At 59.7% G+C, this 20,750-nt stretch carries 11 protein-coding genes; 4 read left to right on the top strand and 7 right to left on the bottom strand.

What is annotated here, in order from left to right; genetic code table 11:
- Positions 1-12: 12 nt before the first annotated feature.
- The 4 genes from MUN82_RS00235 to MUN82_RS00220 form a co-directional block, all read right to left on the bottom strand.
- Positions 13-1,431, bottom strand: a complete 1,419-nt coding sequence (locus tag MUN82_RS00235; RefSeq protein ID WP_245093811.1) for an efflux transporter outer membrane subunit — start codon at positions 1,429-1,431, stop codon at positions 13-15.
- A gap of 57 nt (positions 1,432-1,488) precedes the next feature.
- Positions 1,489-4,674, bottom strand: coding sequence for an efflux RND transporter permease subunit (locus MUN82_RS00230; RefSeq protein ID WP_245093809.1), 3,186 nt, complete (start codon positions 4,672-4,674; stop codon positions 1,489-1,491).
- A gap of 20 nt (positions 4,675-4,694) precedes the next feature.
- Positions 4,695-5,837, bottom strand: coding sequence for an efflux RND transporter periplasmic adaptor subunit (locus tag MUN82_RS00225; RefSeq protein ID WP_245093807.1), 1,143 nt, complete (start codon positions 5,835-5,837; stop codon positions 4,695-4,697).
- A gap of 382 nt (positions 5,838-6,219) precedes the next feature.
- Positions 6,220-6,930 carry a GAF domain-containing protein gene (locus tag MUN82_RS00220; RefSeq protein WP_245093805.1) on the bottom strand — a complete coding sequence of 237 codons (711 nt, stop codon included), beginning with the start codon at positions 6,928-6,930 and terminating at the stop codon, positions 6,220-6,222.
- Between the two features lie 607 nt (positions 6,931-7,537).
- On the opposite strand from MUN82_RS00220, the gene MUN82_RS00215 reads away from it, so the two are divergent.
- From MUN82_RS00215 to MUN82_RS00200, 4 genes are all read left to right on the top strand, one after another.
- Positions 7,538-9,916 carry a TonB-dependent receptor gene (locus MUN82_RS00215; protein WP_245093803.1) on the top strand — a complete coding sequence of 793 codons (2,379 nt, stop codon included), beginning with the start codon at positions 7,538-7,540 and terminating at the stop codon, positions 9,914-9,916.
- Between the two features lie 18 nt (positions 9,917-9,934).
- Positions 9,935-11,209 carry a PepSY-associated TM helix domain-containing protein gene (locus MUN82_RS00210; protein WP_245093801.1) on the top strand — a complete coding sequence of 425 codons (1,275 nt, stop codon included), beginning with the start codon at positions 9,935-9,937 and terminating at the stop codon, positions 11,207-11,209.
- A 172-nt stretch (positions 11,210-11,381) separates the two neighbouring features.
- Positions 11,382-12,395 carry an NAD(P)/FAD-dependent oxidoreductase gene (locus tag MUN82_RS00205; RefSeq protein WP_245093799.1) on the top strand — a complete coding sequence of 338 codons (1,014 nt, stop codon included), beginning with the start codon at positions 11,382-11,384 and terminating at the stop codon, positions 12,393-12,395.
- 169 nt (positions 12,396-12,564) lie between these two features.
- The gene (locus MUN82_RS00200; RefSeq protein WP_245093797.1) at positions 12,565-12,900 is read left to right on the top strand and encodes a 2Fe-2S iron-sulfur cluster-binding protein; all 336 of its coding nucleotides are present in this window, start codon (positions 12,565-12,567) and stop codon (positions 12,898-12,900) included.
- 82 nt (positions 12,901-12,982) lie between these two features.
- Here the strand turns inward: MUN82_RS00200 and MUN82_RS00195 are convergent, their stop codons facing one another.
- From MUN82_RS00195 to MUN82_RS00185, 3 genes are all read right to left on the bottom strand, one after another.
- Positions 12,983-13,429, bottom strand: coding sequence for a hypothetical protein (locus tag MUN82_RS00195; protein WP_245093795.1), 447 nt, complete (start codon positions 13,427-13,429; stop codon positions 12,983-12,985).
- Between the two features lie 148 nt (positions 13,430-13,577).
- Positions 13,578-19,841, bottom strand: a complete 6,264-nt coding sequence (locus tag MUN82_RS00190; RefSeq protein WP_245093793.1) for an alpha-2-macroglobulin family protein — start codon at positions 19,839-19,841, stop codon at positions 13,578-13,580.
- Between the two features lie 300 nt (positions 19,842-20,141).
- Positions 20,142-20,714: a DinB family protein gene (locus tag MUN82_RS00185; protein ID WP_245097623.1), complete on the bottom strand. Its 573-nt coding sequence runs from the start codon at positions 20,712-20,714 to the stop codon at positions 20,142-20,144.
- Positions 20,715-20,750: the final 36 nt, after the last annotated feature.

The raw sequence follows: 20,750 nt of genomic DNA, 5'->3' as shown, positions 1-20,750 counted from the left end.
ACGGAAATTACATTAGCGCCAGCCGCCGCCCAGCGACCGGTAGAGCTCCACAAGTGCCCCCGACTGTTGCCGCCGGATGTCTACCAGCGCCAACTGGCTTTGCAGCGCATTGCTCTGCGCCGTGAGGACTTCCAGGTAGTTGGCCAGGTTGCTGCGATATAGCAAGTTGGCGTCACGGATGGCTTGATTGAGGGTATCCACGCGGGCCGTCGCAATGACGACCTGTTGCTGGGTTTTCTCGACGCGTACCAGCGCCGTGGATACCTCCCCGGCCGCCGACAGAACGGCTTGCCGAAACTCTAGGGCGGCGCGCTCCTGGTCCAAGCGGGTTAGCTCCAGTTGAGTACGCAGTTGCCGTTGTTGCAGCAAGGGCTGTACCGCGCCGGCTCCGATGTTGGTGAACACGCCACCGGGTAGGGTTAGCCAGTTGGATAACTGAAATGCGTTGAGTCCTGTGCCGGCCGTCAGGGTCAAGGCCGGGTACAGGTTAGCCCGGGCCGCGCCGGTGCGGGCGTTGGCGGCTACCAAGGCCAGCTCTCGGCTGCGCACATCGGGGCGGCGGCTCAGCAAGTTAACCGGAACCCCGACGGCCAGCGGTCCGTCTGGTTGCAGCGGAGCATCGGTGGTGGCCCGGGCGACAACCGCCGGCTCTTGCCCCGTGAGCACGCGCAGGGCATTCTCCTGCTCCATGATGCCCTGCTCCAGTTGCGGCACCAGTAGCGCAGCGGTCTGGCGCTGCACTTCGGCCTGCTGCACGGCTAGCGTGGTCACCAGGCCGGCGTTCCACTGCAGACGAATCAGGCGCAGGGTGCTGTCGTTCAGCGCTTCGTTGCGGTGGGCAATAGTTAGCTGGGCATCCAGCCGCAACAATTCGTAGTAGCCTTGCGCCACTTGCGACACCAACTGCGTCTGCACCGCTTTGCGGGCTTCGTCGGTTTGCAGGTAGTTGGCGCGGGCGGCTTCCTGCAGCCGACGCAGGCGTCCCCATACATCCAGCTCCCAACTGGCCGAAAGGCCGGCGGTGAAGTCTTTCACGGTGCGCGTGCCCACAAACTGCTCGGAACTGATGCCGTTCAGGCTATTGCGCGAGGCCGTGTTGGATGTGGCACCTGCCTGTAGCGCCACCGTGGGCACGTATGCGTGGCGGGCTTGGCGCAATTGCTGGTCGGCGCTTTCCAGGTTGCGCAAGGCCACTTGCAGGTCAAGGTTGTGCACGAGAGCACTGTCGATAAGCTGTTGCAGCGCTGGGTCGCGGAATACATTACGCCACGTCGCGTCGCCTAAGGTAGTACTATCAGTGGTGGTAACGGGGGCGGAAGCGGTGCGGTACTGCGCCGAGAGAGGCAGGGCCGGCCGGGTGTAGTTCTGCCCCACGCGGCAAGCGCTGGCTAGCAGCAAAAGCACCCCAATCAAAAGACGGTAGGAAGTCATACAAGAAGGACAAGCAGCACCCGCGCCGGAGCCCAGGCACTGCGTAAAAGCAAAAAATTACTGGGCTAGAACTGGCGCGGGAACTTCCATCAAGGTTTCGTCTGCACGGGGCGCAGCCGGCCTGATCTTGCCGCTGAGTTTCTCCTGCAAGGCCTGGAATAGCACGAACAACACTGGGATGATGAATACGCCCAGCACAACCCCGGTCACCATGCCACCAGCCGCACCCACGCTGATGGAGCGGTTGCCAATAGCTGACGGCCCCGTGGCCCGCATCAGCGGAACTAGGCCCGCCACGAAGGCCAGCGATGTCATCAGGATAGGCCGTAGGCGCAACTGAGCAGCTTCCAGCGCAGCCGCAAGCAACGGCATACCCGCCCGCCGCCGCTGCAGGGCAAATTCTACGATGAGGATGGCATTCTTGGCGAGCAGCCCGATCAGCATAATCATACCCACCTGCACGTAGATGTTATTTTCCAGCCCGGCCAGGAGCACGGCCACGAACACGCCTAGAATACCAGTGGGAATGGAGAGCAGTACGGCCAGCGGCAGGATGTAGCTCTCGTACTGAGCCGCCAGCAGCAGGTACACAAACACCAGACACATGCCGAAGATGACGACGGCTTGGTTGCCCGAGGCAATTTGCTCGCGCGTCATGCCCGTCCATTCATAGGTGAACCCGGTGGGCAGCTGCTGCGCGGTGACTTCCTCTACTGCCCGGATGGCATCGCCGGAGCTGATGCCAGGCTTGGGCTGAATATTGACCGTGATGGCATTGAAGAGGTTGAAGTGAGCCACCGTTTGTGGGCCGTACACGCGCTTGAGTTGGAGCAGCGAGGTCACGGGCACTATACGGCCCGCTTCGTTTTTCACATATACCCCGTCGAGCGACGCCACATTGGCCCGGTCGGGCACGTCAGCCTGCACAATGACGCGGTAGTACTTGCCAAAGCGGTTGAAGTCCGAGGCCTGGGCGCTGCCGTAGTAGGTCTGCATGGTGCCCAGCAACTCACGCACACTCACGCCTAGCTGCTTGGCTTTCACGGCATCGACCAAGAGTTCTAGCTGCGGGTAGTCGGCGCGAAAGCTCACGGAGGCGTACCCAATTTCGGGCCGTTGCATCAGCGTCGCCGAGAAAGCGTTGGCTACTTCACTGAAGCGCTGCAGCGAGCCGTTCGAGCGGTCTTGCAGCACCAGTTCCAACCCACCTACCGTACCAAAACCCGGTACCGTGGGGTTGGCGAAGACGAAGAACGTACCGTCGGTCACGGTACTGAGTTGGGCGTTGAGGTTGGCCAGTACCTCGTCTACAGCTTGCACAGGTCCGCGCTCGGCCGTGGGCTTGAGCTGCAGCAGGCCCAGCGCCGCGCTGGACGAGGCCGACGAGCTCAGGATGTCGAACCCCGACATGGAGCTGACGCTAGCTATGGCCGGGTCCTTCTCTAGAATCCGGTTGGCTTTCACCAGGGCGGCGTTAGTGCGGGGCAACGAGGCCCCGGCGGGCATGTTCAGGGCGAACATGGCGAAGCTGTTGTCCTCGTCAGGAATAAAGCCGCGTGGAGTCACCTGCACCAGCCACACCGTCACCGCCGTGACAACGGCCAGGCCCGATACGCTCAGCCATTTGTGGCGCACCAGTACTCGCAAACTGCGCACGTAGCGAGCGGTTAGTGAGTCGAACCCGGCGTTGAAGGCGGCGGCAAACCGTTCACGCCAGTTCAGCGGCCGACCGTCGGCCGTAGCACCGTGGGTGTCTTTGAGCAGTAGCGCGCACAAGGCCGGGCTCAACGTCAGCGCATTCACGGCCGACAGCACAATGGCAATGGCCAAGGTAAAGGCAAACTGCTGGTAGAATACGCCCGTGGGGCCTTCAATAAAGCCTACCGGCACAAACACGGCTGCCATCACGAGCGTGATACTAAGAATGGCCCCCGTAATCTCGCCCATCACCGAAGTGGTGGCTTCGCGCGGGGGCAAATGCGACTCGCTCATCTTGGCGTGCACCGCTTCCACGACTACAATGGCGTCGTCAACCACAATGCCGATAGCCAGCACCAGCGCAAAGAGCGTGAGTAGGTTGATCGAGAAGCCGAACAGCTGCATGAACAGGAACGTACCGGTCAGAGCCACCGGTACGGCAATGGCCGGCACCAGCGTGGAGCGCCAGTCTTGTAGAAATAGCAGCACCACTACGAATACCAGCACGAAAGCTTCAAGTAGCGTGGTTTTCACCTGGTTGATCGACTCGTCGAGCTGGCGCTTGGTACTGAAGGGCACACCGTATTTGACGCCCTTGGGGAATGTTTTGGCTTTGACTTCCAGCAGCTTATTGACTTCCGTCTGAATGTCGTTGGCATTGGAGCCTGCCGTCTGGATGATGCCAAACGACACGTTTGGCTTCCCATTTCGGCGCGAGTCGCCGGCGTAGGTGTAGGAGCCTAGCTCTACCCGCGCCACGTCCTTGAGGCGCAGCACCGAGCCGTCGGCGCTGGCCCGGATGATGATGTCGTCGTATTGCTCGGGACGATTGAATTTGCCTCTGTAGTTCACTACAAACTCCATGGCTTCCTGGCTGCCTTCCCCAAACTTGCCGGGGGCTGCGTCGAGGCTCTGGTCCTGAATGGCCGTCATCGCCTCTGCGGGCGTGAGTTGGTAGGCGGCCAGTTGGCGCGGGTTCAGCCACACGCGCATCGAGTAGTCTTTGTCACCGAACAGTTGCACGTTGCCCACGCCCGTTACCCGCTTTAGGTCGGGTAGTAGGTTGATTTTGGCGTAGTTCTGCAGAAAGGTCTCATCGTAGGCCGGGTTCTCGCTGTAGAGGTCCACGTACATGATGGTACTGTTCTGCTGCTTGGTCGTGGTCACACCAATTTGCACTACCTCCGCCGGGAGCTTGCTGGTCACCTGGGCCACGCGGTTCTGCACGTTCACGGTGGCCTGGTCAGGGTCCGTGCCGAGCTTGAAGTACACCGTCACCGCGGCCGAGCCGTCGTTGCCAGACGCAGAGGTCTGGTAGGTCATGTTTTCGACCCCGTTGATGGCTTCCTCCAGGGCCGAGGCTACGGTGCGGGCCACCGTCTGGGCATTGGCACCGGGGTACACGGCCGTTACCATTACACTGGGTGGGGCAATTTCAGGGAACTGCGTCAGCGGCAGCCGCGTGAGTGAAATGCCGCCCAGCAACACAAGTAGAATGGAAATGACTGTGGCCAATACGGGCCGGTCAATGAATTTCTTGATCATAACAAAGAAGCTGTGCGGGGTTACTTCGTTGGCGCGACGACGACGCCGTCCTGCAACTGGTCGAGGCCGTTGGTGACAATGCGCTGGCCGCGCTCGACGCCCTGCACTAGGAAATTGGTTTCGCTCCGGTCCAAGATGGACACCGGAGTCAGGCTGACCTTGTTGCTGTCGCTGAGCACGTACACGAAGGTTTTATCTTGCACCTCTAAAGTGGCTGCCTGAGGCACAAGTAGCGCGCCGGCGTGGCGGCGGGTAAGGCGAATGCGGCCCGTGTTGCCAGAACGCAGTAGCCCGCCGGTGTTCGGGAAGGTAGCCCGCAAGCTGATGGCGCCGGTACCAGCCTCGACTTGGCCGGCCACTATGTTTACATGGCCCGGCTGCGGGTAGGTGCTGCCGTCGGGCAGCAGCAGCGTGACGGGCGGCAGCCGGCGCAGTTTCTCGGCCAGCGTGGCACCGGGGTACGCGGTTTTGAACGCTAAGAAGTCCTGCTCACTAAGCGTGAAATAGGCGTAAACCTCGCGCACGTCGGAGAGCAGCGTCAGGCGCTCGGCATCGGAGGGGCCGACTAGGCTGCCTACCCGTTTCGGCAACAGCCCTACAAAGCCGCTTACTGGTGCTTTGATCAGGGTATAGCCCAGGTTAAGGCGGGCCGCTGCCACGCTGGCACGGGCCTGATCCACCGCCGCCCGTGCCGCCTGGTACGCGCCCTGCGCGGTCTGCAGCTGAATGGGAGCCACCACCTTGTTCTGCACCAATGGGGCGTACTTGTCGACCTCTAGCTTCGCGTTGGTCAACGTGGCTTCGGCGGCGTGTAGGCCAGCCTGGGCCGTATTCAATTGCTCACGGTAGAGACGGTCGTTGATTTTGAACAGGGACTGGCCGGCCTGCACGGCCGCGCCTTCGTCTACGAATACCCGGTCCAGTACGCCCTCTACCTGGGGACGGATGTCTACGTTTACGCGCCCTTGCAGGGCGGTAGGATATTCCCGGTATGTGAGGGCAGTAGTGGTATCGAGTTGCGCTATGGGCACGGCAGGTGGTGGCAGTGCCGATACGGCATTCACTTCAGCGGCGGACGATTGGCAGCTCGACAGGCCGCCGGCGAGGACCGCAGCCCAGGCTGCGGTCCACAAGACAGACGGAAAAACGGTAGGTAGCATCATGATCGGATGAATTGCCACCTGCTTGGTGCAACAGACGAAACGTTCGCCCAATGGCTCGTTTCTCCGCAGCAGTGCAGGATGGAGGCAAATCACCTGAGCAATTCTGTCAAGATTCTGTCGATGCCAACAAAGAGTTGGTGCGCAGATCCTACCCACTGCCCTTTCCAAAAACGTGTTTATCCGGCTTGCGCAGGGCAAGGCTTATTTTATTGAGAGAAAGTCGACAGAAAGAGAGAAGTGTTTTATGAGGCGTTCCACCACCTACCTTGTGTTGCGGACGAGGCACCTAACTCTGCGCGTGTATAGGTATCGACAAACAGCATCCGCCTCACACCTTCGGTTATGTAGGTAATGATTTCTGTTTTGACTCTAGAAACAAGCATCACCCGTTGCTCACCGTGAGGCGCTGCACGTGCCGCTGCAGACTCTCGAGCAGCGTATCGTACTGCAGGCCTACCAGGCCTCTCTCCCAGGGCACATAAATCCGTTGGCCTTCTGTTCCTATCGGCTGCACTACCTGCTCCAGCTGCATGGCCACTTGAGTTAGTTGTTCGCGCAGGTCGGCCCATTTTGCTGAAGGACTACCCGGTGCATCTGGTAGCAACAGCCGCAGGCGTAGCGGTTGCATTACTACCTGCGCCAGCAGCCGTAAGCAGCGTTGCTCCTGCATGCTGAAATCCCGTTCGTATCGCCCAATCAGGCATAGGCTACCAATGTTGTGTCCGTCTTCCGTTTGCAGTGGCTGAGCAACATAGAAACGCATCTGGTACTCCCGTACCAGCTTCAATTGTGCCAATTCGGGCTCTTCGCGCGTCAGATCGTTGTAGATAATCATGTCGTCGCGTAGGATAGCACGGGCACAAACGCTTTCCTGCCGGGCCACCCGCTTAGGCCGGGGCATACCGGAGTTTGCTTTAATCCATATCTCCTCCGCATCAACAAGAGCAATAAACACGATAGGCACCTCAAACTGTATAGCCATCAGATGCGCCACCTCATCAAAAACCGCGTCCGGCGTTGCTTTCAACTGCTGGTAGGGTTGCAGCGCCTGCAAGCGGGCTTGCTCGCTCTGGGGCGCAGAAGTGAGGGGCACATGCTCCATGAGGTAGTAATATAATAGGGAAAATAATATAGTAGGGCAGTACAAGATAAGGCGAAATCGCGAGGAAACGCAACAGTATAATTAAATGATTATAAGATAGTTTCAGGCAAATCCCCTCGAATTGGCCACACAATATCTGCTACTTCTGGCAGTAGCTGGCGCGTATAAAACTGTCTGCGAGGGTAGCCTTGTATCCAGTGGATAAGCAGTCGAGTAAGTCCCTCCTGGACGGGGTGTCCTGCGACGAGGCTGCCGCTCTGCGTACGAGGCGCCAACCCGTGAAGCAGTCCTTCATAAACTCAGTGGCCTATTCTTTTTCTTTCGCGACGGCCATACGTGGTACTAGCCGTTACTTGTATCTCACGAAAAGTAGTCTTTATGGTAGGGGCTTATTTATCAACCCTATAGAACCATACTGCGGAATTACTTCTTAATTTTAATTAGATTAAGTATAAATAAATAAAATGTGCTTGTAGCTTTGCAGCATTATTTGCTTGCTGTTTCATCTATGGGCTTACCGCTTCCCTCCTTGTACCGCGCTTTCTGCGTTTTCCTTTTTCTTCTTAGCTGCAGTTTTGCCGCTAGCGCCCAGACCGGTATGGTGCAGGGCCATATTACAGATGGCAATGGACAGCCCATGGCTGGTGTTTCGGTTGGTCTGAAAGGCACTTCGCTGGGCATGGCCACCGATGGCAACGGCGATTTTCAGCTCGCGAACGTAGTACCCGGCACCTATACGCTAGGCGTGCGCATGGTAGGCTTCGTGACGCAGGAGCGCGTGGTAACCGTATCGGCTGACCAGACAGTGACAGCCAACTTTGTGCTGAACCCATCAAACCAACGCTTACAGGAGGTGGTAGTAACCGGTGAGCACGACCGCTACAACCGCAACAAACCCTCAGAATCATTGCGGCTGGGCGAGCCATTGCTGGAGGCTCCGCAGAACATTCAGGTAGTAACCAGCAAGCTGCTGGCCGATCAGCAGATTTTCAACCCCACGGAAGGCGTGACGCGCAACGTGAGTGGCGTGGTGGCCCCCGGCCACTGGAACAACGTGTATGCCCGCATCACGATTCGTGGATTCAACTCGGGCTTTGGCTCTCTGCGCAATGGCATGAACGTAGGCAACTATTTCGGGCCGCTGATGGAGGATATGTCGTTTGTGGACAGGATTGAGTTCGTGAAGGGTCCTGGTGGATTCCTAATGGCCAATACCGAGCCCGGCGGCTTCTACAATGTGGTCACCAAAACGCCTACCGGCACGGGGCGTAAGTCGGTGGGTTTGACACTGGGCAGCTTTGGTACCTACCGTGCTACCACCGATATCGACGGCAAGCTGAGCAACGACGGCAAGCTGCAGTACCGTCTCAACCTGATGGGCCAAACCAGCGACTCCTACGCTGGCTACGAGTTCAACAACCGCCTGGCCCTGGCGCCCTCCTTGCGCTATTTGCTCGACGAGCGCACGACTATCACGGCGCAGTATACTTACCAACGCTCGCAGTTTTCGCAAGCCGGCAACTACCTGTTCTCGCCCGACGGCTTCAAGTCCGTGTCGCGCAACGTGTCTATATACGACCCGCTGATGGGCAAATCGAACGTGAGTGACCATAGCTCCTTCCTCACTGTGGAGCACCGATTCAATGATAATTGGAAGGTAACGGGCCAAGTGTCCTACCTCTCCTACAAAATGCGCGGTCTGTCAACGTGGGTGGCTGATAGCTCCTTTGTAGCTACCCCTACCCGCTCCAAGCGCCTGATTGGCCCGAACGTGCTGCAACGCTCTGTGAGCTCTTACGACGTAGACAACACCAGCACGCTGGGCCAGGTGTTTGTGAATGGCAACGTAACGACTGGCCCGGTCCAGCACCGTATCATTGTGGGCTTCGATGCATCGAACAAATCGTATGATGCCGAATTTCTTGGCTACGGCACGATGGCCCTTGACCTCGGCCGCCTGGATGATCCTACCTACACGCAATATCCCGCTTCGGCACCTGCTACCCTGGGCACTCCCAACCGGGCGCAGAGCCTGGGCCGCCGGGGCACCAACAAAGGATATATCCGCTATGCTGGCGCCTATGTGCAAGATGAGCTGGGCTTCTTTGACAACCGCTTGCGCCTTACGCTGGCCGCCCGCTACTCCAACAACTACAATGTGCGCTCCCGCGCCCAGGATGATGTGGTAACGCCCCGCGTGGGCCTGAGCGCCACGGTGGCCCCCAGCACTTCCGTATACGCTCTGTATGACCAGTCGTTTATCCCGGTAGCGGGGGTTGATATCAACAACGTGCCCTTCGATCCGCAGCGCGGCCGCAACGCCGAGGTAGGCGTGAAGCGCGACTGGATGGGTGGTCGTTTCTCGTCGACCGTGACGGCCTTCAACATCACCAAAACCAATGTGCTGGCACCCGACAACAACCGGGCAAACCTGGAACGCAACCCCAACTCGCAGATTCAGGTGGGAGAAGTTCGCTCGCGGGGCGTTGAGGTTGACCTGACCGGCGAGCTGCTGCCCGGCCTTAATGCGGTGTTGAACTACGCCTACCTAGACCCCGAAGTGACCAAGGACAATCCGCGCCGCAACACCGCCGGCGACATTGTGGCGCCCAGCAACCAAGGCCGCAAGCTGGGTGGCGCAGCCAAGCACACCAACAACGGCTGGCTCACCTACCGCTTTCAGCAGGGTGCCCTGCGCGGTTTCGGTCTTTCGGGAGGCTACCAGTGGCAGCTCGACCGGTACGCCGGCCTGGGTGGCGTGGGTCTGCTACTGCCCGATAATTACTTCCGGCTGGATGGTGGCATCTCGTGGCAGAACGAGCGCATGAACGTGAATCTGCTCGTGAACAACCTCACCAACCGCTACAACTACAGCGGCGCCAGCTACTACGCGGGCACGGCCACCACGGGCGCCTTCTACTCCTGGCAGGCCGATGCACCCACCAATTTCCGCCTGAACATTGGTTATAATTTCTAACCGCTAACCCCTTAGCGCATGACGTTCAAAAAACTCGTCGGCAAGCTGCACTTCTGGCTCGGACTCTCGTCTGGGCTAGTCGTGCTTATTGTGGCTCTCACCGGCTGTATCTACGTATTTCAGAAAGAGCTTTTTGATGTTCTGCACCAAGATTTGGTGCGTGTAGAAGCACCGGCGCAGGCCCAGCCGCTGCCGCTGAGCGTGGTGTGGTCGAAAGCACAGGAGGCGCTGGGGCCTGATAAGCCCTTGCAAAACGGCACCACCTACGCCGACCCTACCCGCGCCTGGACGTTTATGACCTACAAGGGCAATGCTGGGCAGCCGTACTTCGGGAACATGATTGAGTATCACCGCACGGTGTACGTGAACCCCTACACCGGCCAGGTAAACGGCGTACTTGACAATAAGTATGAGTTTTTCCAGGTGGTGAAGTGGCTGCACTGGGGCCTATGGCTGGGCACGGCTGGCGAATACATTGTGGGCTGGAGCACGCTCATCTTCGTGTTTCTGCTGCTCTCGGGGTTGGTGCTGTGGTGGCCCAAAAACAAAGCCGCTCGCAAGCAGCGCTTCACAGTGAAGTGGAATGCCACCCGCAAACGCCTCAACTACGATTTGCACAACACGGTGGGCTTCTATCTTGCGCTGGTAGCCCTCATCATTGCCCTCACGGGCCTCACGTGGTCGTTCAACTGGGTGAAGCAGGGCATCACCTACCTCGCCACTGGTCAGACGGAACTCCCCGGCGGCCGGGGCGGCAAGGGTAGCAAAGGCGGTAAAGAGGGTGCTAAGCCTGACCTCCCGCTCGCAGCCCAATTGGCACCTCCCCTCACAGCCGTAGACGCGGCTCTGCGCGACGCCTGGCAGCGCCTACCCCAGGCCAAAGCCATTTCGACGGGCAAGCCCACTCCGGACCAACCTATCACGCTACGCTCTGCGCTAGGCAACAAGCGCTTCCAATCCGGCCAGCTCACCTACACGGCGGCGGGGCAGTTTGAGAAGGTAGAAACCTACCGTGATAAGCCCAAAGGCGAGTTGCTAGTGATGATGAACTACGATATTCACGTGGGCTCGGCACTGGGAATGCCCGGTAAGATCATCGCCTTCTTGGCCAGCCTGCTGATTGCTACCCTACCCGTTACGGGTTTCTATATCTGGTGGGGCAAGCGTCGTAAGCAGCCTACCAAACACCGCCCCGCTACTGTGGGCACGCTAGTGGAGCGCCGCCGCGTGGCGCGTCCTGTGCGCCCTGCCTATGCCACTTCATCCAAGGTGCCCGCTTCGGCTGAAGCGTAAGGCGGGCGGTGCTATCTTTGTGGGCGCAACGCCGTAGTGGGGGTAGCAACGCGGTAGTACCCATGTTTTTTCCTGGGCATTTCGCTGTTTTCCGTCAACGATTTGCGCTTTCTGTTTGTTTAGATAACGTCCTGAGTGGGCGCTGTTTGTTTTCTCATTTTCGCTGTTCCCGATGAGTTCTATTTCCACCGATATCTGCATTATCGGCGCTGGCCCGGTGGGGCTATTTGCTGTATTTGAAGCGGGCTTGCTGAAGTTGCGCTGTCACGTAGTAGACGCCCTACCCCAGGTGGGCGGGCAGCTCTCCGAGATTTATCCTAAAAAGCCGATCTACGATATTCCCGGTTTTCCCTCAGTGCTGGCTGGTGATTTGGTGCAGAATCTGATGGAGCAAATTGCGCCCTTCCACCCCACTTTTACGCTGGGCGAGCGGGTAGAGAAATTTGAGAAGCTCGACGACGGCTCCTTCCAGCTCACTACCACCGATGGCACCGAGATTCACTGCAAGGCCATTGCCATTGCTGGCGGCCTGGGCTCATTTGAGCCGCGCAAACCGGCCGTAGAGTCGCTGGAAAGCTTTGAGGGTGGCAAAGGTGTGTACTATATGGTGCGCGACCCCGAACACTTCCGCGACAAGCGCCTGGTGATTGCCGGCGGTGGCGACTCCGCCCTCGACTGGACCATCTTCCTGGCCGATGTGGCCAAGGAAGTAACGCTCGTGCACCGCGGCACGACCTTCCGCGGCGCCGCCGACTCGGCTGAAAAAGTGAAGAACCTGCACGAAGCTGGCAAAGTACGACTGGTGCTAAGCAGCAACGTGACCCACGTGCACGGCAATGGCACACTCTCCCACGTGACCATCACCGGCAACAACGGCGAACCAGAGCAAGTATCAGTAGATGCCTTTGTGCCCCTGTTCGGTCTCACGCCCAAGCTCGGTCCTATTGGCGAGTGGGGCTTGGAGATTGAGGACAACGCCGTGAAAGTGGACACGCTGGACTACTCCACCAACGTGCCCGGCATCTTCGCCATCGGCGACATCAACACCTACCCTGGCAAACTGAAGCTGATTTTGTGCGGCTTCCACGAAGCAGCCCTGATGGCCCAGGGCGCCTACAAGCACATCTACCCCGACAAAAAATATGTGCTGAAGTACACCACCGTGAATGGCGTGCCTACCCTCTAGGCCGCTAGCCACCAACGAATAATTTCGGCTAAACTGTTAAACTCGCGGCGGGCGGCGGATAGGGCACACGGCAACGTAGGCACTACCTGCCGCCCGCTGTTACCTTTGCAGAGCGGCAGCCGTTTCGTAGCCGCTCCCTACCCTCTGTTTTACAACCGACGCCCTACCTATGAGTTTAGACGCCACCGAAGTCCGGGTATATGTGGAAGATGCCCCCGGCCAGCGCACCGAGATTGTTGCCCCTACTGACATGGGCCTGAGCCTGATGGAGGTAATGAAGGCCTCGGGCTACGACATTCAGGCCACGTGCGGGGGCATGGCCCTATGCGGCACCTGCCACGTGGAGGTTCTGGCCGGCCCTTCCCTCCAAGAGCCCAGCGACGACGAAATGTACATGCTGGAATCCCTACCCGTGCTGACGGATGCCAGCCGCCTGTCGTGCCAAATCCGCATCACGCCCCGCCTCGATGGCCTCGTGGTGCGTCTCATGCCCCAGGACGCGTAGGTATTCTACCTCCATAAAACAAATAAGGACGAGCCATTGTGGCTCGTCCTTATTTGTTTCTATCCTATTTGGTGCGACAGTATTATCGCCGCCTGCGCGTGGTGGTATGACGGGTCACCGGTTTGCGGGCTGTAGTTTTTTTGCGGGCAGTGCTGCGGTGCGCCGAACTGCTGCGGCGCCGGTGGTAGGTGGTGCGGCGCACGGGGGCGGCAGGCTTAGCTTCTGGCGCGGGCGCAGTGGGAACCGCTTCTGGTACAGCCGGGCCGTGAACCTCGGGCGTCGTAGTGGTGGTTTCCTCGACTTCCTCGGCGGTCTGCAAAGCAGCAGCGCGGCTCCGGCGGGTAGGCATCAGCATATCGCGCTCCACCCGCTCGCGGGCTGTCAGACTTTCTTCGCCCGGTAGCACCGGCGACACGGGAACGGCAACTTTTCCTTCCGGCGCAGGGGCCGGCGTTGTTTTCGTGGGGCTTTGTGCTAATACCGGTGCGCTGCACAGCAGCAATCCGGCAAGCATCAGGATTTTATTCATCAACATCACTTTTGAAATCCTAAGAAGCTACAAAATTAAAACGGAATGGCTCCCCGCACAACCCAAAACCCTGCCAGGCACCTTCTCCCTACCCTAAGCACAGCTTTCATCCTCAACTTATTACCCCCTATTCTACCTATTTAGCAGCCTACCGTTGTGCGGTAATCTGTACCCGTTGCCCTGCCGAGTGGGCCGAAAATTCCGGAGCATACAGGCACTGCAACTGCGATAAACCGCCCGAGAAATTACCGGCTTGCGCGGCCCGCAAACGGTATTCGAAGGTGTGCGTACCCTTGGGGAAATAGCTGATAAAAAAGTTGGTAGCCGCATCGCGCGGATTCTCATAGTAGCCCAACCCCGACTGATACTGGTAGCCCGAAATCTGGTTGATTAGCTCCAGACCAGCGGCGCGCTGGTCTTTCAGGTGCACGTATTCCAGGTCGCGGTCGGAGCGTAGCACCAGGCGCACCACCAGCACGTCGCCTACCCGCAGGGGCGTAGCGGCGGTGAGGGGCTCTAGCACTGGCCCACCGGCCGTGCGCTGCTCCCGGAACAGCTGGCGCGTGAGCTGCAGGCCGGTGGCAGCGGACGTAATCTTATCCACCTGCTCAAAATATTGCCAATAGAGCGCCCCCCAAGCCACCCCGGCATCGAGCTTGGTTACACTGACGCGGCCCTGCGCGGGCTTCACCTCTGTGCCCAGCCACGTGTTTTTGAAGTAGCCGGTGCCGGCTTCCAGCTTGTTGGGCGTCACCGGCTCGCCGCCTACCGTCACCTGAATGGGTTGGGTAGGTGTGAGCCAGTCGGAGCCGCGCAGCAGCAGGGCGTAGCAGGCATCGGCGGTGGCGCGGGTGCTTTCCCAGTTGCGGGTTTGCTTTTGCTTGAGCAGCCAGAGCTTCATCTCATCTACGGCTTGCTGATTCTGGGCCACCTCGTCGTAGGCTTCAATGAGAGCGGCTTGCGTTTCTGTGGGGGCTTGTTGCCAGTAGTAGCCAGCGCGCACGTCTTTCCAGTACATGCCCAGCTCGGGCGAGTGCAGGGCGTTTTCGGTCAAGGCCGTCATCACCTGCTGGGCCGTTTTCAGATTGCCAGTGCGGTGCAGCGTGAGGGCCGCCAAGCCTTGCAGGTAGCGGTTTTGCTGGGGCCAATAGGTAGCTAGCTGACTTTGGTAATAGGTAGCAGCCGGTTGGACGGCATTGGCCACAACTGGTTTCGACCAGAAGCTGCGGGCGTATAGCGCCTGCACCTGGGTAGGGCTCAGGTGGTTTTCTTTTAGGTTGACGTTTTTCTGCTTATGCAGGTCGGTGTAATCCCTCTGCAACTGCCCATCGAGGTAGGCCAGCGCCTGGCTCAGCACCTGCTGCGCCTGCGGATTCTGCGTAGCGTCGAAAGCGTTCAACTTGCGCAGTTTGCCAAAACCGGCCACTACGAGCTGGGTGATGTAGCGGTCGGCGGGCATCTGCTCGAACCACGGGAAGGCGCCATCTGGTAGCTGCATCTGGGCCAATTTGGCTAGGGCGCGGGTGGTTTCGGCTTGCAGGCGGGGCTCATCGAACAGCTCGGCGAGGCGGCGCATGCGCTCGGTGTCGGTCTGGGCGTCACGCACCCAGGGCGTTTCTTGCAGTAGCAGAGCTTTCAACTCCTGATTTTGTTCGAGCTTGCTGGTGAGGGCCTGTTTGTCGCCGCTCTGGGCAGCGCGCTGCCACTCGGCCAGCACCGGCTTGATGCGCGGATTCTGCTTCAGAATACTAGCCGCCAGCAAGTTGGCGTAGAGGCGACTGAATACCTGTTCCGAGCACTCGTAGGGGTACTCCATGAGGTAGGGCAGCGCCTGTACGGCGTACCAGGCCGGGTTTTGCGTCATTTCCAGCGTCAGCGAGTAATTGCGCCGGGTAGGCGACGTGGTGCTCGTCAGCTTTTGCAAGTCAAACGTTTTGGTGCCCGCGCCCGCTATCGGCAGCGACAGGCTCTCGGTGATGAGCAAGCGGTTGGGCAGCACCGGCAGCGTGTTTTCCTCGCCGTCGGATACGATTTGCTGGCTTTTGGCTCTTTTGCGAGCCTTGCGCTCAATTTTTACTTCTCCCTGCGCTACCACCCGGTAGGTAATGGCCTCTAGCGGTACTTGGCCTTCAGCGGTTTCGGGAATGATGATGTTCCAGTTGAGGGCCGTGCTGGCGTTGCCGTTCAGGCTGAACGGCTGCTGCGCCTGGCTTACAATCAGTTCCTTCAGTGGCTGCTGGGTGCGGGCATCCAGTAGAAACAGCTGGGCGTTGCCGCTTGTCGCCTGCGCGTTCAGGTTGCTGATTTTGGCCGATAGCGTGAGCTGGTCGCCCTGGCGGAAGAAGCGCGGGGCGTTGGTGGTTACTTGGAGTTGTTTCTGCGTGACGAGGGTGCGAGTCAGCATGCTGGTGTGCAGCTGCTGGTCGTGGGCCAGGGTCAGGAGCTGCCAGCGCGTCACGGCTTCTGGCATCTGAAACTCCAGTACGGTTTTGCCTTTGTCGTTGGTGCGCAGGTCGGGCAGCCAGAAGGCGGTTTCGCGGAAGTCAGAGCGGGTAGGGACGGTGGATAGGTCGGGGGCTGGTTGTTTCGGTGTTCCGTAGCCAACGGTGACCATCCTATTGAGTTCTTGAGAATCAGCCATGACCCTAGGCGCAGAAACCACAGGTGGAGGCGGTATAGAGGATTCCGCAGCAGTGCCTCGAGCTACACCAAGACTCATCGTCTGTGCTCCGCTTGCTATTCTCATCACTTCCTTATCACGCTTCACAACAGGAGGCGTAAACTTCACTTTCCCATTCCGCGGCGCTAACAAGTAGTCATTGGCACTTTCCTCATCGCCAAGCGAGTAGCCCCACCAAGTTAAATGCGGATAGAATAAAGCAGGAGCGTCGCTTACCTCCTCACGATCTTCAAACAGTTCACTTCCATTCGTCGTCCCAAACCGACCATTCCAAGCCAACACAGCCTGATAGTAAGGTTTTGGGAAATCCAGCTCCATAAACGAGTGCATCCGGAACACATCCAACGACTTGTCGTAGAGCGAGGCAAGCAATTCTGCCTTCGCCGGTTTGCCGTCGGCGTTGTGAATCGTGACGCGCCAAGTTTCCTTCTGGCCGGGTTGGAGCTTGTCGCGGAACGTGGCGAGGCTGATGCGCAGCGGCGCAGGCGGCGTGACAACCTGCACGGTGGCGTTGTGCTGGTAGAGGCGATTGTCGCGCACCTGCGTGAGGTGCAAATAGAGCGGCGCGCCTTCCAGCGCGGCAGTGGTTGGTACTTCCACTACCCGCTGCCCGCCGGCGGGCAGCGCCAGCCACTCGTGGCGCAGGGTTTCGCCCTTGGCTTCGGCTTCGAGCAGAATGCGCGCCCCGGCCTCAGAGCTGCCTACCAGGAACCGGACTGGCTGGCCGGGTGCCACGCTGTCTTGCAGCGGCACAAACCAGTCTAGGGTAGGCACGGGTAGGGCCGCGCTCTGGGCCGAAAATAGCGTAAAGAACTGCTCGGTGGTAGCGGCCGCGGCCTTGGCTTCGGTAGTGGGGGTAGCAGTGGCTTGCAGCAGGTAGCGGCCAGGTTGCTGCCGGGCCAGCTCGGCGGCCAGTGCAGGCAGAAGCGGGCTTTGCTCGGTGGTAAACTCTTGGGTAGCCACCAGCGTGCGGGCCCAGGTGCTGTCGTTGTCTTCCTGGGCGTAGGCGTCGAGCGGGAATTTCTGTTTGAACTCCTCGCGGCTCAGGGCTTCACGCTCGGGCCGCTCCCAGGCGCGAGGGCGCAGGGCACGGGTAGGCGACGTGAGGCGGTAGAGGCGCAGCGTGCCGCGAGCTGCCAGCGCCTCGCCGGTAGCATTGGTGCTGAGCAGTTGAATCGTAGGCAGATCTTCGCGGTTCAGCAGCTCGGGCACTTCCAGGCGTAGCGTGAGGGCGTTGGTGCCCAAGCTCAGGGTTTGCTCGCCGGTGCGGGTTTCACCAGCCGCGTCGGTCACGTCGGCCGTAATGGTGAACACGTAGCCAGGCTGCCAGGGGCCGCGGTGGTTGCTGCCCGGTGCCTCGCCTTTCGCCGTGAAGGTCACCACAAAACCACCTGCAGAATCGGTTTGAGCGGTGCCGTTGCTAATTTCTACGTCCTCGCCACCACCGGGGTAGATGGGTCGGCCGTAACCGCGGCCAAACAGTGGCCACACCGTGCGCCGCACCACGCGGTACTGCACCGTAGCTCCATCAATGGCCTGGCCGGCGTAGGCGGTGGCCGTGCCACGCACGGCTACTTGTTGCCCCAGAACAGGCGTGCCCTGCACCGGCGCAAACGTCACCTGGAAGGTAGGGCGCTTGTAATCTTCCACCGCAAAGCCCACGCTGCCGTGGTCGGTTTCCAAGGCCATTTCGCCGTTGAGTAGGCCGGTAGGTAACACCACCGAGCCGTGGAAGGAGCCAAAATCGGAGGTGGTAAAGTTGAGCGTTTGTACGGTCTGGCCGTTCACGTCGCGCAGGCGCACAGTTACGGGCTGGCCCGTTAGCAAGTGGTTTATACCGGCGCGGCTTTCCGTCAGGATGCCTTTAAAGTAGAGCGTTTGGCCCGGCCGATAAATGGCGCGGTCGGTGTAAAGGAAGGTGCGGCGTTGCGGTTTCTCTGCTTCGCGTGTATTGGCGCGGCGCGGCTGGAAATAGCCGTTCAGATTTTCTACCAGCAATGAATCGGTGCCACGCGTGAGAAAAACACCATGTATTTGGCTGTTGTCGCCGGTTTTCATGCCCATTGAAATCTGAGCTGCTCCTTCTGTGCCGGTGAGTAAAGGCGCGCCACGCCGCTGCTTGTATGCTTCTTCCTTTTGACTATAATACTGAAACAGGGGTAGCACCCGCACGCCAGGCAGTGCCTCGCCGATCTGGCGATGCAGTACCAACACCTCCATTCCCGACGCCGTGTTGCGGTGCACCTGGCTCAGTTCACTCACACTCAAGTAAGCATGGGTCGTTACCACGCCCGACCGTTTCTGGGCCGGGTTCTCGGGGGCGGTACTGAGCAGGATGATATAGTGCCCCAGCGGCAAGGCAGGGCCGGCGTGCTGCACAGTATGGGCGCGGTAGTCGGCGGGGGTAGGCAGGTCGAGCGTCCAGGTAGCGGCGGGCTTGCTGGCCAGGGCGCGAGCAAAAGTTTTCTGGAAGTTGAACCCTTCGTCTGAATCGTTCGGCTCCGTCAGGCGCAGGTTGTAGGCACTACTCACCCGGTAAGCGGTGGCGTAGAGGCGCTGGGTGTTGCGCACGTCCAGCTTCAGCAGCCAGGGTTGGTTGGGCAACACCACTTCTTCCGTTGTGAAGCCGACCGTCACTTGCTCGATACGCTGCCGCAACGCCCGCGCCAGCTGCCCCCCGCGCGACTTCGGAAACTGCTTTTCGGCCTGCAACGCTAGTTTGCGGGCTTGGGTCGGTTGGCTTTCCTCCAGGTTGTCGGCTGCTGCTACCAGAAACTCCGTGCTGATGGGTAGGGCGCGGTAGGTTTCGGCGCCGCGCAGTAGGGCGGTGCGGTAGAGCGAGCCCTTGTCAGCAAACGTGGCGTGCTGCCACACAAAGCGCAGGCGTTGCAAATCCACATCAGCCAGGGCGGCCGGGTTCTTCGTATCCGTAAGGCGGAATTGGGTAAGCTGCTGCCACACCCGTAGCGCATGAAATTGCCCGTTGAGCGAGTCGGCAGGAGGGGCTTGCAGGGGTAAGCGGGCAAAGTCGGCGGCGGGGCCAAACAACGCAGAGTTCTTTAGCTCGAACTGCTCAGCGGGGCGCGTCACGTAGAACTCGTCGTTGCCGAGACCAGCGAGGGCGCGGTGGGCTAACAGGTCGTAGAGGGTAGGGCGCAGGGCGCGGCCTTCGGCATCGCCGCCACGGATGGCGTAGCCGAGCCTGGCGAGCTGCAACTGCTGCTGGCGCTGGGATTCGTCTGCAATAGAGGCTTGGTAGTGCTTGACGATGGCAGCGCCGAGGTGAGCGGCGTCCCAGGTGGCGAGGCTGTCGTTGGCTTGGGCCGCGCCGGGCGTGCGGTCGTAGAGCTGGTAGCGGTGCTGCTGGTAGTAACGGGTGTAGAGCTGAGCCAGCAGACTATGTAGAATCGGCCGCCCCGGAAACGTAGCCGTTCGCAGGTCTTTTTCGATTAAGGCAATAGCCTTTTCATCAGCGTCTTCCTCTTTTTCTTCCAGAAGGCGCAGCTTGTAGAGCAGGGCGCGCAGGTACTCGGGTGTGTCTTGCTGGCGGCGGGCCTGCTGATAGATTTCCTCGACGAGCTTGCCGGCCGAGGCGGTTTGGTCTTTCTTCAGGAGAGCATCAATCTGCTTCCATCTTTTCGGGTTAGGACCATCGGGGAGCGACGTGAGGGTGGAGGAGCCGGCAGTAAACATCAGCAACAGGCCAAGCGTGAGCAGCAGAAAGTAGCGCATGGGAAGACAACGGAAAGCGGAACAAGTTTATGCATTTCAGATGCAGAACCTGTTCAGATTCCATACGGCGCTACCATTTTTCTTTTGGGGAGGGCCAATGGCGCGGGGCTGTGCCCCGTGCCGACTAGTAGCAGGCCTCTGGCTTTCCCGACAGAACAGTTTGCCTGTTCAAATGGCGCGGACGAATGCAGGCCAGAGGCCTGCTACTAGTCGGCACGGGGCACAGCCCCTCGCCATCGGCCACGCATCAAACTTTCCTTACGCTCATTTTCGGCAACGAAGGGAGCTTTGCAGGTGTCCCTATTTCCCGCCTTCCAACACCCGCTCGGCCTGGGCAATATGGCGCTGGGCGTGCACCACCAGCAGCTCCAGCTGGTCGGTGAGGCGCATGCGCAGCAGCGGCACCACCACGTTGGGAATGCGGATGGTGTTGATGTTGACACTGCGCGCCTGTTGTAGCAGTCCTATCAGCTCGTCGGCTTGCCGGTTGAACACCTCCACCACTGTGCGCGGCAGGCGCGAGCCACTGGGGGCGTATTGCTGGGGCGATTTGGTGGCTTTTTCGCTGGCCGGCACGCGCATGGCGTCGGTCAGGCGGCGCCCAAGCAGGCCGCGCTTCACAGTATCGGCGGGGCGGGAGCTGCGAGTCTGGGCCTGTTGCAGTTTGCGCGCTATCAGGGGTAGGTAGAGGCCGCCAATGATGTTGAGGTGCTCCAGGCACTGCCCCACACTCCACTTGCCCGGTCCCGGCCGACGGTTCAGCTGGTCGTCGGTGAGGGGACGAAAGTCCTGCGCCACGGTGGCCTGCAAAGCGCGCAGATCGGCCGTGAGCTGGTCGAGGAAATCGGTAGTGCGGGTAGCGGGCTGGCTCATAGCAGACAATGGCCGGAGGGTGGCTCCGGCATAGGA

Origin of the sequence: Hymenobacter aerilatus (genome assembly GCF_022921095.1) — a bacterium.
Classification (GTDB): domain Bacteria; phylum Bacteroidota; class Bacteroidia; order Cytophagales; family Hymenobacteraceae; genus Hymenobacter; species Hymenobacter aerilatus.
This window is presented reverse-complemented; position numbering and strand designations above follow the sequence as displayed.

What these genes read in the sequence shown, in the direction of transcription:
- MUN82_RS00235 (WP_245093811.1), bottom strand. Translation starts at nt 1,431, where the DNA reads ATGACTTCCTACCGTCTTTTGATTGGGGTGCTTTTGCTGCTAGCCAGC.
- MUN82_RS00230 (WP_245093809.1), bottom strand. Translation starts at nt 4,674, where the DNA reads ATGATCAAGAAATTCATTGACCGGCCCGTATTGGCCACAGTCATTTCC.
- MUN82_RS00225 (WP_245093807.1), bottom strand. Translation starts at nt 5,837, where the DNA reads ATGATGCTACCTACCGTTTTTCCGTCTGTCTTGTGGACCGCAGCCTGG.
- MUN82_RS00215 (WP_245093803.1), top strand. Translation starts at nt 7,538, where the DNA reads ATGGTGCAGGGCCATATTACAGATGGCAATGGACAGCCCATGGCTGGT.
- MUN82_RS00210 (WP_245093801.1), top strand. Translation starts at nt 9,935, where the DNA reads ATGACGTTCAAAAAACTCGTCGGCAAGCTGCACTTCTGGCTCGGACTC.
- MUN82_RS00205 (WP_245093799.1), top strand. Translation starts at nt 11,382, where the DNA reads ATGAGTTCTATTTCCACCGATATCTGCATTATCGGCGCTGGCCCGGTG.
- MUN82_RS00200 (WP_245093797.1), top strand. Translation starts at nt 12,565, where the DNA reads ATGAGTTTAGACGCCACCGAAGTCCGGGTATATGTGGAAGATGCCCCC.
- MUN82_RS00195 (WP_245093795.1), bottom strand. Translation starts at nt 13,429, where the DNA reads ATGAATAAAATCCTGATGCTTGCCGGATTGCTGCTGTGCAGCGCACCG.
- MUN82_RS00190 (WP_245093793.1), bottom strand. Translation starts at nt 19,841, where the DNA reads ATGCGCTACTTTCTGCTGCTCACGCTTGGCCTGTTGCTGATGTTTACT.
- MUN82_RS00185 (WP_245097623.1), bottom strand. Translation starts at nt 20,714, where the DNA reads ATGAGCCAGCCCGCTACCCGCACTACCGATTTCCTCGACCAGCTCACG.